Origin of the sequence: Pauljensenia sp. UMB6358, assembly GCF_030216865.1 — a bacterium.
Taxonomy (GTDB): Bacteria; Actinomycetota; Actinomycetes; order Actinomycetales; family Actinomycetaceae; genus Pauljensenia; species Pauljensenia turicensis_A.
This window is the reverse complement of sequence record NZ_JASOMS010000003.1, coordinates 15,888-29,961: the sequence shown is the minus strand read 5'-3', so window position 1 is coordinate 29,961 and position 14,074 is coordinate 15,888. Positions and strand designations below refer to the sequence as shown.

The window sequence follows — 14,074 nt, the reverse complement described above, 5'->3', positions numbered from 1 at the left end:
ATTCGCGATTATCACGGGCGAAAGAAACTCTGTTCGACTCCCACGCCGAACGCGGGCACAATTAGAGGGTGAACACATGGGATCGAATCAATCGAACGGGCTTTTTCCCCCAGCTTGTTACCGCATCTTTGAAGCGCGCGTTGGGTGGTCAGACGCCACGCGCCACTCTTTGCCAGGTGGATGCTGCTTTTGATCAGGGGTCGGTTTTCCGCCACCTGTCATTGGCGACTCTGACTGACAGCGTGCTGATTCATATGCATGTTGATGAACTCGAAGATGGCGGAGCCTCCGTTGGCACGGGGATCTTCCCTCTTTCGCGTTTGGGGACGGTGTCGTCGATTGAGGTCTACCGTGAGGCGATGACATCGATGTTTCCTGCGGAGCTGACCATCTCGGTTGATCTGGGGGCAATGCGTCGTAGCGAAGTTGAGCCCGCTCAATGTGGCGATCCCTCGTGCACAGCGGAACACGGTTACACGGTCGCATCTTTCCCCGATGATTTGAATTTCCGTATCAGCGTCGACGCTGATGGCGTGGATGCAATGACTGAAGCCAGGCAGTTCGTGGACCTGCTTTCATCTGCTACTCGAGATCACCACTGATCGCCATGGCCACTTCACCCGTTTCGGTTCCCGCATGGGCAGATGTGCCTTCGCAGGCTGACCCGTGTTTGGCTGATGTTTTTGGTGCCGCTTTGGCATGTGCCGGTCTGCCTCTGGGGAACGAGGCCGCTCGGGCTCGTTTGTCGCTTGACCGTGAAGAAGGGCAGCTCCTGATCATCTTGGTCGATGGCTTGGGGTATGTTCCCTTGATGTCTCACCTTGGGCACGCGTCGACCTTGCGGTCGGTGCGCGATGACATTGTGAACCTTCACACGATCGCGCCGTCGACGACAGTTGCTGCGATTACCTCTTTTGGAACAGGGGAAAAGCCTGGGAAGACGCGGATGGTGGGCTATGCGGTTGCCCGGGGGGATTCGGTGATGAATCTTCTGGCGTTTGAGAATGGTCCAGATCCTCTGGCATGGCAAGAATGTCCGACTTACTTTGAGCGCCTCAGCCAGCAGGGGGTGAAGTCCGCAGTTATTTCTCCGCCGACGTTCGCTGGTTCGGGCTTGACGAAGGCTGCTTTAAGGGGCGCGCGCCACGTGGCTGGCAAAACCTGGGATGAGCGTGCCAGTGCGGCTCTGGGAGAGCTCAAGAAAGGCACGCAGGTCGTCTACCTCTACTGGTCAGAAATCGACCATACGGGCCATGGGCATGCAGTGAGCTCTTGGGAATGGTCCGATGCTCTTGAAGCCTTCGACGCTGGATTGGGGCGCCTGCTTCGTATCCTGCCCCGCAACGTGCGTACGGTACTGACTGCTGATCACGGCATGATCGATATTGACCATGGTGCGTTGATTGATCTTGCGGATCGTCCAGATCTTGCCGACGGTGTACGGATCCTTGCCGGAGAAACACGCGCTGTTCACATTCATACCGAAGCTGGTCGTGAATCCGAAGTGATTGACCGTTGGAAGCATGAACTGAACGACGTCGCGTGGGTACTCGGTTGCGATGAATCTGCGAGCCTCTTGGGTGAAGGCCCAGGTAATCGCGAAATTGGCGCGGGTATCGCGTTCTTTAATGGACGCGCAGGCCTCGTTGATTCCAGATCACAAAAGCCGGAAATGATCGCGATGCCTGGAGTCCACGGTTCCCTGACCGAAGCTGAAATGCGAATTCCGCTGATCCGGCTTTCCTGAACCCGAGCCGTCAGCAAAAAACGAAAAACTCACGAGCATCATGTGTCGTGGGTTTCTCGTTTGAAAACGACTACTTCGACTTTGAACCGAAGACGATTTCGTCCCAACTGGGAACAGAACGACGACGAGACTTCGACTTCTTCGCGCTAGCTGGCGCTGAAGAATGAGGCTCTTCAACAAGGTTTTCAAGACCTGGCAACGACTGATCATCATAATCAGCATCCGAATCGGTGGACGCTTTTTTCGCGGGCGCAGTCTTCTTTGCAGAAGGAACCTTCGTGTCCTGGGTCTTCGAGTTGGGAGCTTCCTTGTCCTTTGGTGAAGAAGTAGACGCGCTCGGGATCGGCGTCGATGCGGACAGTGCATCGAGAACAGGGAACTCGGAGTTCTGCGAAGGGACCTCTTCCTCTTCCTTCGTGCGAGCATGTGCCAAGGAATAGATGCGAGCCGAAATTGAAGAATCGGTCAGCGTGGCCTGTTCGAACTCTTCGGGGTCAAAATCCTCGTCATCAAGGTCATACTCGATGTCCTGAGGCTTTCCGCGGCTCGCATTCAACTGATCAATGATCGCTTCACGTGCGCGAACTTCTTCGAGGTCTGCAGGATCCAACGCATCGGGTGCGTTCGGCTGCAGGGGAGTGAAGATTGAAGCCGCAGGAGTCGACGACTGGGTTTCAGTCAGCCACTGGGCTTCCTGATCAATAGCTTCAAGAGGACCGGTCTTCGGCAACAGCCAATTGGCGGCGTGTTCTGACGCCGACTGGATGAACGTCAAGCAAATCTGCCAGGGGCCAGCACCTTCGCGACTTGCATTCCATTCCAAAGTTGACGGATCAACACCGCGTGCGGCCAATCGATCAATGACAAGCTCACCCATCTTCGGGCCGTCCGCTACCGAGCCAATGCGCATATTCTGCGCGCGCTGGAGTGCGTATTCTTTTTCAGCCTGGATGGGGCTTTCGAAGGAACGCACCATCTCGATATCGCATGCGTGGGATGTGGCGATTTCTTCGGGAGTAGCGCCGGCACGGAGCAGGCTCTGAATCTCGCGGGGAGAGATCTGCTGACGCGCTGGGCTGGGTGCTGGCTCGAGGTGCATACGATGACGACGGATTGATCCGCGAAGCTCGTCAGTAATAGAGACTTGGTAGCGTTCCCCGTTTGGATCGGTAAAGACCAGCGTTTCGCCGTCTGCGCCGATACCGAGCAAATCGAGCTCGATCATGAGCACCTCCTACAGTTCATCAGCGAAATGTTCTCAAACTGTAGGCACTAATCGTGATTGAACGCGCCGCAAAGTCCTAAGTGGTGGCATTCGTCTCTTAACAGTGTTATATTCCCTCCGCCGATACAGTTCATGATCAGGCTGTAATAATCATGAAATAACCCGCCCGAAGGACGAAACTCATGGCTACCGATTACGACGCACCTCGTAAGAATGACGATGATGTTGCCGAAGATTCAATCGAGGAACTGAAGTCGCGTCGAGGTGACGCTGGTTCCGCTGAAATCGAAGAAGACGAGACCGAAGCAGCTGAGAACTTTGAGCTCCCCGGTGCTGACCTGTCGAAGGAAGAACTGACCGTTCACGTTATTCCCCGTCAGGATGACGAATTCACCTGCTCGTCCTGCTTCCTCGTCCACCACGCTTCTCAGCTCGCCTACGTTGACGACGCTGGTCTGCCGGTGTGCACCGAGTGCGCGGGCTGAGGCGCTATCTTGTTTTTCTCTCGAAAGAAAAAGGCTGAAGCAACCGATATTCCCGAGCTTGGAGCGCAGGTAGCACCTGAAGAAACCGTTGACCCACTTGATTTGCCGGGCCCTCGCTCGGTTGGCGAGTGCGATACGTCCAACGGCTACATCGATATGGGCTCCTTGCTTCTTCCCACCGTCCCCGGTGCCCAGTTGCGTACCCAGGTCGGCGATGACGGTCACTCCGTTCTCAAGGTTTTAATCGTTATCGGAGACTCCGGTCTGCAGATTTCTGTTGCTGCAGCACCTCGAAGCGGTGGCGTGTGGGATGAAATCCGCGAAGAGATCCGTGCCGCATTGCTGAAGGATTCTGCAACAGTCATTGATCGCGATACGCGTTACGGGACTGAGCTCCAAGCTGATATTCCAGTCTCCCTTCCGGATGGCCGACAGGGGACCTCGCGGATGAGGATCATCGGACGTGAAGGCGACCGTTGGTTTGCGCGCATTGACATTCTTGGCCCTGCGGCTCTGAGCAATGAGGCAGGCAAAAACTTCGAGTCGATCATTGACCGAATCGTTGTCGTTCGCGACGATCAGCCACGCGCTCGCCTTGGGTTGCTTCCTCTTCACCTTCCGAACGAAGAAGTCGAGATTCCTCGTGTCTAAACACAGTTCGCGTGCGTCAGGCTTCTGGAACGCACTCGCGCAACATTTCTCGACGGACAGTCGTCAAAAAGACGAGGCTCTGGATGAGGAACAGAGGCGAGCGCGCCGTGGAACCACTCCAATTCGTGACGTTCACAATCGTCAACACGTCACGCTTTTTGGCACGCTCATGTCAATGACCTACCCGCCTGAAGGATCACATTTCATGCTGGTTGGAACCCTGTATGACGGGACGGCCTCCATTGAACTGAGATGGCCGGGACGCGTGTCAATTCCGGGGCTGAAAGTCGGCGAACACATTGAGGTTGAAGGCACAGCAGGAATGCAAGGAGACGTGCTGACAATCATCAATCCGCTCTACCGCATCATCGCTTCGGAGAACATGTGAGCGCCTTAGATGAACACGATGAATCCACTGGCGTGACCGAGTCTGGTCCGACCTGGACGCGTCAACTCAACGAAGAATCGTTTTCTTTTACCCAGGCGGTCGGAGGCTGGCGCGGACTCACTGAATCCGTAGTGCCAGCCCTTCTCTTCGTTGTCGTTTTCATCATTTTCCACTCGGTCGTCGGCGCATCGGTCGTCGCGGGTGTCGTTGCGCTACTCGCCGTTGGCATCCGTCTTGTTCAGCGTCAGCCACTGACGCAATCGCTTTCAGGCGTAATCGGTGTAGGAATCGGCGTGGTCTGGGCTCTTGCTTCGGGCAGGGGAGAAAACTTCTACACGTGGGGCCTGATTACCTCGGCAGCTTTCCTTGTTGGCTTCCTTGCGTCGATCGTCGTAAGAAAGCCACTTGTCTCCCGGGGCGCTGGGATGTTCTGGGAACTGGAAGCTGACTGGTATCGCAAAGAAGAGTGGGCCGGCCTTAAGCGTCGAGGCCTTCTTCTTACGTGGCTTTGGACAGGGCTCTTCGCACTACGTCTTGGCATTGAGCTTCCCCTATGGCTTGCTCATATGGTTGGCCCATTAGGTATCGCGAAGCTTGTCCTAGGACTGCCACTCTTTGCCCTCGTCACATGGCTCACCTGGATGGGATTAAAACCGTTCTCTCCAACAAAGGCGGATGAGCATCCAGCCCAGGCCTCGTAGCGACGAATCGCGAATCGGGTGAAGGCGGAATTATTCTTCCGACTCGACTTCCTCTTCGTCGGCCGCTGGCGGAACTTCCACCAACGCTTGGAGAGTCGACAGAGCATTCTTCTCCGTATCGGAAATCAACAGCAACAACTCGTCACCGGACTCAAAAAGATCATCATCCGATGGCGTGAGTGGGCGACCATCACGGAGCAACGACGTCAATACGGTGCGCGGAGGCAGATCCGTGTCAGAAATGCGTTTGCCAACGATCGGGGAGCCCTCGGGCAAAACGATCGCGTACATCGATACTTCAGCAGAGTTGAACGAGAACAAACGAACCGGAATACCCTCGGACACGGCTTCTTCCACGAGAGCCGTCATAATGCGTGGGGTCGACACCGAAACATCAACGCCCCACGAGCCATTGAACAGCCACTCATTGTGAGGATTGTTCAGACGAGCAACCACTCGCGGCACCGCGAACTCGGTCTTCGCTAGCAAAGAAATAACCAGATTAGCCTTGTCATCGCCCGTCGCGGCAACCATCACGTCAGCTTCCGCAAGACCTGCTTCACGCAAAGCGTCGGGAGAACAGGCGTCAGCGAGAACCCAGTCCGCGTCAGCAACCGATGCAACGCGTAACTTATCGGGCTGCTTATCGATCAGAGTGCACTCGTGACCGTGTTCGAGAAGTTCAAGGGCGACGGAGCGACCAACCGAGCCTGCGCCTGCGATAACGATCTTCATGCGTATCAGTCCTCAAAGTTCGGGGTGGCCGTCAGAATAGAACGCAAGCGCGTCGACTCTGCTCCACCGATCGCAAAGTACAGCTGGTCGTGTTCTTGCACCACGAAGTCTTGGCGCGCTGGAACGATAGTCCCCAAACGGGATACGAAGGCAATACGCTCGCCGGTAAGTTCTTCAACTGTCGGGAAAGAAACGCCGTACCACGATGTCTCGGGCGTCGCCGTAACCAAGGAAACCTCGCCCGTGGGGTGCGTCCATGTGACCGCCGCATCCGGGGGAAGCATACGGCGCAGAACTGATTCTGCCGTGCGCTTCACGGTCGCAACCGTTGGGATGCCGAGACGCTCGTACACGTAGGCGCGTTCAGGATCATAAATTCGTGCGACAACGTGTGGCACGTGGAAGGTCTCTTGGGCGATACGCGTCGAAATAATGTTCGAGTTATCACCGCTGGAGACAGCTGCGAACGCATAGGCGTCTTTAATGTCAGCTTTCTTCAGGGCCTCGCGATCCATACCCAAGCCGGTGACGCGCTTGCCGGAAAAATCTGACGGCAGACGCGAGAAAGCTTTCGGATCAACGTCGATGACTGCAACTGAATGCCCATCAGCATCCAAAGCGGTGGCGAGGAAAGAACCAACGCGACCGCATCCCATAATGACGAAATGCACGCTCCTAAACTACCCGCATCAGCGTGCTTTCGTCACGTCTGAAGGGCTGGCCTAGAGCACATGTTCTCGGTATCACTTAAAGAGTTGCCCCAAGGAGTGCTGTTTTGACGCTAATAGGGCTACGCTTTAGCCCGTGCTGTATAACGTTTTCGCCAGAGCAAAACGTGTTCTGATCGGTCGTCCGATGCGTTCGGGCGCGATGGGACACCAGCTTCTGCCTAAGCGCATTGCGCTACCGATCTTCGCCTCAGACGCGCTGTCGTCGGTCGCCTATGCCCCCGATGAAATCCTGCTGACCTTAGCGTTGGCGGGCGGTTTGGCTGCCCTGCAGTCGATTTGGGTTGGTGTCGTCGTCGCTGCGGTTCTTGCAGTTGTCGTGTTGTCATACCGCCAGACCGTGCATGCTTACCCGTCGGGTGGCGGTGACTACGAGGTTGTCACAACGAACCTTGGTCGCACGTGGGGTCTGGTTGTCGCATCAGCTCTGCTGGTCGACTACATCCTGACGGTCGCCGTATCGATTTCGTCGGGTGCTGCCTACATCACGACTGCTTTGCCGTCGCTTGCGGGGCACGAGGTTCTGATCGCAGTTCTGCTTGTCATCATCTTGTCCCTGTTGAACCTGCGTGGCACGAAAGAAGCAGGTGGCGCATTTGCGATCCCGACATACATTTACATGGGTGCGATCGCGCTGATGGTGATCGTCGGCTTTGTGCAGATGGCGACAGGACACCTGGGGAGCGCACCGACAGCGCAATACGAACTGGTTGCTTCCGATCAATTCTCCTCTGGTCTGGCGGGCCTTGCGGGAGCGTTCCTGCTGATGCGCGCGTTCTCTTCCGGTTGCGCCGCTTTGACGGGCGTTGAAGCAATCTCGAACGGCGTGCCCATGTTTAAGCGTCCCAAGTCGAAGAATGCTGCTTCGACGCTTGCACTGCTCGGCTTGATTGCCGCAACAATGATGCTGTCGATCCTGATCTTGGCGCGTGCAACCGGTGTGAAGATTGTCGATGACGCCGTCGAACAGCTGACACTTAACGGCCAGCCCGTGGGTGAAGAGACGGTTGTGTCTCCCGCAATTGGTCAGATTGCTTCGGCTGTTTTCGGCCATGGATCAATCCTGTTCCTCTTGGTGACGACCGTGACCGGTTTGATTCTGGTTTTGGCAGCAAACACTGCGTTTAACGGTTTCCCGACTCTTGCGTCGGTTCTCTCCCGTGATTCCTTCCTTCCGCGACAGCTCTACAAGCGTGGCGATCGCCTTTCATACTCGAACGGCATCGTTGTTCTGGCTCTTGCAGCGATCATCTTGATCGTTGGATTCAAAGCCCAGACGACGCGCCTGATCCAGCTGTACGTGCTCGGTGTGTTTATCTCCTTCACACTTTCGCAGCTGGGCATGATTCGTCACTGGAACCGCGCTCTGCGTATGCGCCAGACCGGCTCAGAACGAGGCGCCGTATTGCGCTCGCGTGCGGTGAACATCATCGGTTTTATGATGACCGGCTTGGTTCTGCTGATCGTTTTGGCCACGAAGTTCACGCACGGTGCGTGGATTACGCTGATCATGATTGCGGTCGTCTTCTGCGTCCAACTCGGCATTCAGCATCACTACACGCAGATTCGCTCTCAGCTGCGTGTCGACGATTGGTCGGCGAAGCGTGCGCTTCCGACCCGCGTTCGTGCCCTGGTACTGGTCTCTAACCTTTCTCGCCCGTCTATGCGAGCTATTGCTGCGGCCCGCGCCTCGCAACCCTCCGCTCTGGAACTGGTGAGCGTCGTTGCCGACGATGACGAGGAAGCCCACATCCGCAAGGAATGGAAAGAATCTGGTCTACCGATCCCGTTGACCCTCCTGTCGAGCCCGTACCGCGACCTCAACCAGGTTGTGTTGCAGTATGTGCGCGGGCGTCGCCGTCGCGCTCCGGAGGAAATGCTGGTCGTGTATATGCCCCAGTTCCTTGTTCGTCATTGGTGGGAAAATGCAATGCATAATCAGACTGCATTGCGTCTTCGTCGTGCCCTCCTGTCCGTTCCCGGTGTAGTGATTACGACCGTGCCGTGGAAGCTAGGCGAAGATGACGAAGTGGAAGGTCGTCAGTTGATTAACGACCCCTTCAAGTCCGATGAGCACCATTCGAGTGCCCACGAAAATAGGCGACCGCCTTCGTTGACGACGAAATAGAATCGTTTCTTCACATCCAACTCGCTCCCGTGAGGCTTTATCGCCATCGGGGATTATCAAAGGCTTCATATGAACAAGCGCCGTTATCATCACCGCACTGCCACTCCACGCAACGAAGAGATTATTGAGTTGCGTGTTGGCGAGCCGGCTCACGGTGGCGCGTGTGTTGCCCGCGACGTTTCCGGGCGCGTGGTGTTTGTCCGTCACACATTGCCCGGCGAAAAGGTGAAGGCACGCGTGACGGCGGTGCAGAAGAACCTTGCGTGGGCTGACGCTGTAGAGATTCTTGAGGCATCTGCCGATCGTGTGCCGTCCGTGTGGCCACAGGCTGGCCCCGGTGGTGTCGGCGGTGGCGAGCTTGCTCATGTGGCGCCCGCGGCTCAGCGTGTGTGGAAAGAGACGGTTCTGCGTGGCCAGCTTCGTCGCGTTGGTGGTGAGGCTCTGTCTGCCCGCGTTGAGGATCTGGGGGGTGTTACAGTGCGCCCAGCTCCTGGGGACGAGGCCGACCAGACTTTATTGCACCGTCGGACGCGCATCGAGGTCGTCATTGATCGCGCTGGCTTGGCCGGTATGCACACCTATCGTGGCAAAGATGTCATTGCTCTAGATTTGATGCCATTGGCTTCAGAGTCGATTGAACGATTGGGTCTGTGGGGTGCGAACTCTGAATGGGCTCCCTTCTTTGAGCCTGCTGACCGTGTGCGCGTTGTCGCGCCTGACGGTGGCTCTCCGGTCGTCGTGACTCCTCGCGGGACATTCAACTCGCTGGGTGAAAAGTTCACGGAAACGCGATTGCCTTGGCATGTCACGGTGAACGGTGAGCAACTGGAGTACCGCGTTCGTGTTGGGGGCTTCTGGCAGACGCATGTCATGGGCGCTGAAGTTCTTGCAAACGCAGTCATGGGTGTTGCTTGTCTGTCTGAAGGCGACCGGGTGATGGAGCTGTATTCGGGTGCTGGCCTGTTCAGTGTTCCGATGGCAAAGGCTGTTGGTGCACGCGGTCACGTTGTCACCTTGGAAGGTTCTGCGGGTGCGGTCGAGGACGCAGGGGAGAACTGCGCGCCCTTTGGCTGGGTTGAACCCTATGTTGGGAATGTCGACACTGAAGGTGTCCGTGAACTTGCAGCGGAGCTAGAGGGGCGTCCGGACGTCATTGTTCTTGATCCTCCGCGCGCGGGTGCAGGTCGTGAGGTGACTGAGGCTATTGCTCAGTGTGGTGCATCGAAGATTGTCCTGGTTTCATGTGATCCTGCTGCCGGTGCCCGTGACATGCGCCTGCTCACCGAATCGGGGTATGAATTGGCTAGCCTCAATGCGTGGGATTTATTCCCGCATACGCATCACGTTGAGACTATCTGTTTGATGTCAAGGATTAAGGACTAAACAGTATAGAAAAGGCTTGAAATCAAGGGATTTCGAAGAACTGCTCCAGAACTTCATCAGCCGACTTTCAATGAAGAATGTCGATCGGTGGAAAACAATGATCTTGCGTCTGCGTTTAGCGAAACTGTAAATTCTTCATACTTAAAGGAGTAAATAAAATGAGTTTAAATTATAAAATTGCATCAGGAATAGTGAGACTATTAAATGTCAAAAAAATGTTTTTAAAGAATAAAGACGAGATGCTTGAGTATGCAAAGGGGGAAAATGCAAAAGAAGTATTTGATTTAGATAAGGCAATGAAGAGGGCAAAGAGAAAAAATTATTATCTTTACGCCAGAGATGTTATGGGATACAGTCTGATTTCATATCAAAAAAATAAGAGTCTTTCTCACGGGGCGGTTCTCTATCTATTCGGCGGAGGAATGATTACACAACCAAACAAATTGGATTTTACTTTGTCTGAAAGAATAATGAAAAAAACCGGTAAAGATGTTTGGTTTTTATTTTATCCTCTTTGTTCAGAGGATATAAAGGTGGATAAAACCTATGAAGTTTGTTTTGAAACCTATAGGTTAATGACAGAAACTTATAAGGCGGAAAATATTAGCGTGCTTGGATTTTCATCAGGTGCCTGCCTATCTATTGGAATATTTCTCTATAATAATGCTTTAGGCAGACCCCTTAAAATGCCTGGTAAAATTATTTCAGTTTCTCCGGGCGGGATTCCCGATTTAAGTCTTGACAAAAATAAGGGAATATGGGAGAGATTAAATGAACTTAACCATAAAGATATAATGATTGAACCTACATATATTAAAACTGCAAGAGAAATTTTAAATGGAGATGAAGATTTGCCGGAATATATGTTAGACGGAACGGTAGGAGATTTTACCGACTTTCCGAAAACATATTTTTATTACGGCGAAAATGAATGCCTCTATGCCTTTGCGGGAGAGTTTAAAAAAGCAATGGAAAAATACCGTGTCCCGTATGAAATCATTGTAGGTAAAGGAATGTGTCACTGTTATCCTATGGCAAGGTTTTTTAGAGAAGGCAGAGAGGCGCAGGAACAAATTATTGAATTATTGAAATCTTAATCTAAAGACGGAGAAGAAGGGATTTGAAAATCCATGCTTTTAATTGAAGCCGTCATTTTATGCTCTGTATTTTTTGCGCTCTGTTTTTTGGGTACTGGCACGGACGAGAAAAATTTAAGAAATTACGTGTCCTATCCTGATGAAGTTCAGAAGAAAATCAAAGAGATTGAAGAGTATCAGGGGAAATATAAGGAAACAGGCAGATTTGCCGCATGGATCGCAAATTTTTTACTATTTACTATCTTATTTTTATTGTTAGGAATCATCATTCGTCAGGCAAACTTTATACATAACTTTATTCGTTTGCTGATTTTAGGTGAAACGTTAAATGTTTTTGACCTTATTGTTATTGATCTATTATGGTGGAGAAATATAAAACGGATAAGGCTATCAAAAATACCGCAAAAGGAACTCTACCAAAATCCTAAAAAGCACATTGAAGCTTTTTTAAGAGCGCTGGTTCTGTATTTTTTTGTTGCGGTGCTTGACGGATATTTACTGACTCTATTTTGACCAACAGCCATTGTGAGGGTGATTTATGGGGATATCGTGCGAGCCACTATGGGCGGAACTGCAATAGCTGTAATCTTTAACGGGGCGGCGGCTGCTTTGGCGTTTATAAATCCGAGATATTTTTTTGATTCTTATCCAAAGGTAATTCAGGTTTTGATTGTTGGATTATTAGAAAGATAACGACGAACTAGAAAGCCCGGGAAAGCAAGCGCATTACGCCAAGCTAAAAGAGTATTTAAAGTCACTTAAATGATAAAAGATTCTGTTTGCAACGACCTTTGACTTGCGCCATCTACAACATTCCTTTTGCCAGCTTCCACTCTGCAACGAGTGTTAAGACTAAGTTCTTGATGCAGGGTTATCATCAGGGTAGTTTTGATACACCTAGAGACAGTTGCTTTGCTTCAACGCGTGAATTGACGCTGTCGGTTCTTCCTCCAGATTGACCTTCGTATCTTAGGTACTGGCATCGTTTCGCTGATCGTCGTCGCGGGTTGGTTTTGTCTCTTCTGGTAGCTGAATCTGCTCACTTTGCATTTTGGCGCCACTGTAGCGGTGGGGGAATGGGGGAGAAGTAGGCGTGGAAATGTCGAGCAGATGGAACTCATTTTTAGGGCTCGTTGGATGACGAATCATCTTCTGTGTGCCGAACACAGACCCCAGTTTTTTGCACTGCGACCAGTCACTCGTCCAGGCGTCGGATGCATACACTAGAGCTTCACGCACCTGTCAATCGATATATGGAGCTTCATGCAACTCTTGCTTGCCGTCATTTACGTCTCCTTTGTCAGCTTGGGCCTGCCAGACTCACTGTTAGGTGCGGCGTGGCCGTCGATCTATCCGCAGATCGATGTCCCTGTTTCCTACGCAGGCATCATTTCAATGCTGATTGCAGCGGGTACCATCGTCTCCTCCCTGAACTCCGATCGCCTGACCCTGCGTTTTGGTACCGGCAAGGTGACAGCAACGAGCGTCGCGATGACCGCTGTTGCCCTTCTCGGCTTCTCCTTCTCAACGTCATTCCTTGAGCTTTGTCTTTGGGCGATTCCTTACGGTTTGGGTGCGGGTAGCGTTGACGCATCGCTGAACAACTTCGTCGCTCTTCATTACAAGTCGCGACATATGAGCTGGTTGCACTGCATGTGGGGCGTAGGCGCCAGCCTTGGCCCGTACATCATGGGGTACGCGCTCACCGGGCATGCTGGTTGGGCTGGTGGCTATCGAATCATTGGCCTGATGCAAATCGGATTGACGACGTTGCTCTTTATCAGTCTTCCCCTATGGAAGAAAACACCTGTCAATACCGGTGTGAGTGACGCCAACTCCGCGCCCACACATCAGGCGGATGCTGATGATCGTCAAGCGCGGCCTCGTACCCCTTTGACCCTGGCGCAGATTCTTCGCATCCGTGGTGCAAAAGCAGTTATGCTCACATTCTTCTGCTACTGCGCGATCGAAGCTACAGCTGGACTCTGGGCTGCCAGCTACCTGAACCTTCACCGTGGAGTATCTGCTGAAGACGCCGCTTCGTACGCAGCGGCATTCTTCGTTGGTCTTACGGTGGGGCGGGCACTCAGTGGTTTCCTGACCATTCGATTCAGCGACGATCAGATGATTATTGGTGGTGAAGCCTTGATTGTCATCGGTATCGCCACCACGGTGATCCCAGGCCATAACATCATCGCGTTGATGGGGCTTGTGGTGATTGGCTTGGGGTGTGCTCCGGTGTATCCGAGCATCATCCACGCAACACCTGCGCGCTTCGGAGCGGACAAATCGCAGGCGATTATCGGCGTCCAGATGGCAACCGCCTATGCGGGCACCCTCGCCATGCCACCGTTTTTTGGGTTGATTGCGAACCATTTTTCTGTCGCGTTATTCCCTTACTACCTCATGCTTTTGCTGTTCGCGATGGCCGCTAGCCACCGCCTGCTATTGTGGATCAGCGCTACGCATGCGGACGAGGATACTGCCTAGCGCGATCCTCATCTGGGCGAGTCATCGTTTCGTTTCTACGAGCGCATGGGCTATGCGCTCATCTCAACCTTTCATCAATGCGGTTTCACGTCTGACCGGTGGTAGACATGGTGCGGATGGAAAAATGATTGGCTCGCATGAATTGCTGGCATCTTTTGTGTCTTTTTGTTCACTGAGAACCAACATCCGCGGGTTTTTAGTACACCAATGTTGTTGATTTCTGAGGCGAGTGTTGTGTGAGGGCCTCCTGCACCACCTGAGGGAAGCCGAGAATTCACCGAAAAGTCTGAATTCAACGAATCTGTCCCATTTCTAC

At 53.2% G+C, this 14,074-nt stretch carries 14 protein-coding genes; 11 read left to right on the top strand and 3 right to left on the bottom strand.

Annotated elements, in window-relative coordinates; translation table 11 throughout:
• The first annotated feature begins 68 nt into the window (after window positions 1-68).
• Both QP381_RS03030 and QP381_RS03025 read left to right on the top strand, forming a co-directional pair.
• Entirely contained in the window at window positions 69-602 is a 534-nt protein-coding gene (locus QP381_RS03030; protein ID WP_006681579.1) for a DUF5998 family protein, read from the top strand.
• Between the two features lie 5 nt (window positions 603-607).
• The gene (locus tag QP381_RS03025) at window positions 608-1,747 is read left to right on the top strand and encodes an alkaline phosphatase family protein (RefSeq protein WP_285067767.1); all 1,140 of its coding nucleotides are present in this window, start codon (window positions 608-610) and stop codon (window positions 1,745-1,747) included.
• A 70-nt stretch (window positions 1,748-1,817) separates the two neighbouring features.
• Here QP381_RS03025 and sepH read toward each other — a convergent pair whose 3' ends face one another.
• Window positions 1,818-2,972 (bottom strand): septation protein SepH, encoded by a 1,155-nt coding sequence (gene sepH, locus QP381_RS03020; protein ID WP_006681577.1) that lies wholly within the window; start codon window positions 2,970-2,972, stop codon window positions 1,818-1,820.
• A 182-nt stretch (window positions 2,973-3,154) separates the two neighbouring features.
• On the opposite strand from sepH, the gene QP381_RS03015 reads away from it, so the two are divergent.
• The 4 genes from QP381_RS03015 (at window position 3,155) to QP381_RS03000 (ending at window position 5,197) form a co-directional block, all read left to right on the top strand.
• Window positions 3,155-3,457 (top strand): DUF4193 domain-containing protein, encoded by a 303-nt coding sequence (locus tag QP381_RS03015; protein ID WP_006681576.1) that lies wholly within the window; start codon window positions 3,155-3,157, stop codon window positions 3,455-3,457.
• Window positions 3,458-3,466: 9 nt separating this feature from the next.
• Window positions 3,467-4,108 (top strand): DUF3710 domain-containing protein, encoded by a 642-nt coding sequence (locus QP381_RS03010; protein ID WP_285067765.1) that lies wholly within the window; start codon window positions 3,467-3,469, stop codon window positions 4,106-4,108.
• 79 nt (window positions 4,109-4,187) lie between these two features.
• Entirely contained in the window at window positions 4,188-4,496 is a 309-nt protein-coding gene (locus tag QP381_RS03005) for a DNA-binding protein (RefSeq protein ID WP_243440792.1), read from the top strand.
• On the top strand, window positions 4,493-5,197 hold the full coding sequence (locus QP381_RS03000; RefSeq protein ID WP_006681573.1) for a DUF3159 domain-containing protein: 705 nt from the start codon (window positions 4,493-4,495) through the stop codon (window positions 5,195-5,197). The genes QP381_RS03005 and QP381_RS03000 overlap by 4 nt, the downstream gene beginning before the upstream one ends.
• Window positions 5,198-5,227: 30 nt before the next feature.
• Here the strand turns inward: QP381_RS03000 and QP381_RS02995 are convergent, their stop codons facing one another.
• Together QP381_RS02995 and QP381_RS02990 are read right to left on the bottom strand one after the other, a co-directional pair.
• Complete coding sequence (locus QP381_RS02995) at window positions 5,228-5,932, bottom strand: potassium channel family protein (protein WP_006681572.1); 705 nt, start codon at window positions 5,930-5,932, stop codon at window positions 5,228-5,230.
• A 5-nt stretch (window positions 5,933-5,937) separates the two neighbouring features.
• Complete coding sequence (locus tag QP381_RS02990) at window positions 5,938-6,588, bottom strand: potassium channel family protein (protein WP_006681571.1); 651 nt, start codon at window positions 6,586-6,588, stop codon at window positions 5,938-5,940.
• A gap of 199 nt (window positions 6,589-6,787) precedes the next feature.
• On the opposite strand from QP381_RS02990, the gene QP381_RS02985 reads away from it, so the two are divergent.
• From QP381_RS02985 to QP381_RS02965, 5 genes are all read left to right on the top strand, one after another.
• Complete coding sequence (locus tag QP381_RS02985) at window positions 6,788-8,788, top strand: amino acid permease (RefSeq protein ID WP_442953397.1); 2,001 nt, start codon at window positions 6,788-6,790, stop codon at window positions 8,786-8,788.
• 69 nt (window positions 8,789-8,857) lie between these two features.
• Entirely contained in the window at window positions 8,858-10,171 is a 1,314-nt protein-coding gene (locus QP381_RS02980; RefSeq protein ID WP_285067764.1) for a class I SAM-dependent RNA methyltransferase, read from the top strand.
• A 158-nt stretch (window positions 10,172-10,329) separates the two neighbouring features.
• Window positions 10,330-11,268: an alpha/beta hydrolase gene (locus tag QP381_RS02975; protein ID WP_179370418.1), complete on the top strand. Its 939-nt coding sequence runs from the start codon at window positions 10,330-10,332 to the stop codon at window positions 11,266-11,268.
• A gap of 33 nt (window positions 11,269-11,301) precedes the next feature.
• Window positions 11,302-11,781 carry an ABC transporter permease gene (locus QP381_RS02970; protein ID WP_101627215.1) on the top strand — a complete coding sequence of 160 codons (480 nt, stop codon included), beginning with the start codon at window positions 11,302-11,304 and terminating at the stop codon, window positions 11,779-11,781.
• Window positions 11,782-12,531: 750 nt separating this feature from the next.
• The gene (locus QP381_RS02965) at window positions 12,532-13,758 is read left to right on the top strand and encodes an MFS transporter (protein ID WP_285067762.1); all 1,227 of its coding nucleotides are present in this window, start codon (window positions 12,532-12,534) and stop codon (window positions 13,756-13,758) included.
• Window positions 13,759-14,074: the final 316 nt, after the last annotated feature.

Bases quoted from the DNA above. Each gene is read 5' to 3' on its own strand.
- QP381_RS03025 (WP_285067767.1), top strand. From the start codon at position 608: ATGGCCACTTCACCCGTTTCGGTTCCCGCATGGGCAGATGTGCCTTCG.
- sepH (WP_006681577.1), bottom strand. From the start codon at position 2,972: ATGATCGAGCTCGATTTGCTCGGTATCGGCGCAGACGGCGAAACGCTG.
- QP381_RS03015 (WP_006681576.1), top strand. From the start codon at position 3,155: ATGGCTACCGATTACGACGCACCTCGTAAGAATGACGATGATGTTGCC.
- QP381_RS02995 (WP_006681572.1), bottom strand. From the start codon at position 5,932: ATGAAGATCGTTATCGCAGGCGCAGGCTCGGTTGGTCGCTCCGTCGCC.
- QP381_RS02990 (WP_006681571.1), bottom strand. From the start codon at position 6,588: ATGGGATGCGGTCGCGTTGGTTCTTTCCTCGCCACCGCTTTGGATGCT.
- QP381_RS02985 (WP_442953397.1), top strand. From the start codon at position 6,788: ATGCGTTCGGGCGCGATGGGACACCAGCTTCTGCCTAAGCGCATTGCG.
- QP381_RS02980 (WP_285067764.1), top strand. From the start codon at position 8,858: ATGAACAAGCGCCGTTATCATCACCGCACTGCCACTCCACGCAACGAA.
- QP381_RS02975 (WP_179370418.1), top strand. From the start codon at position 10,330: ATGAGTTTAAATTATAAAATTGCATCAGGAATAGTGAGACTATTAAAT.
- QP381_RS02970 (WP_101627215.1), top strand. From the start codon at position 11,302: ATGCTTTTAATTGAAGCCGTCATTTTATGCTCTGTATTTTTTGCGCTC.
- QP381_RS02965 (WP_285067762.1), top strand. From the start codon at position 12,532: ATGCAACTCTTGCTTGCCGTCATTTACGTCTCCTTTGTCAGCTTGGGC.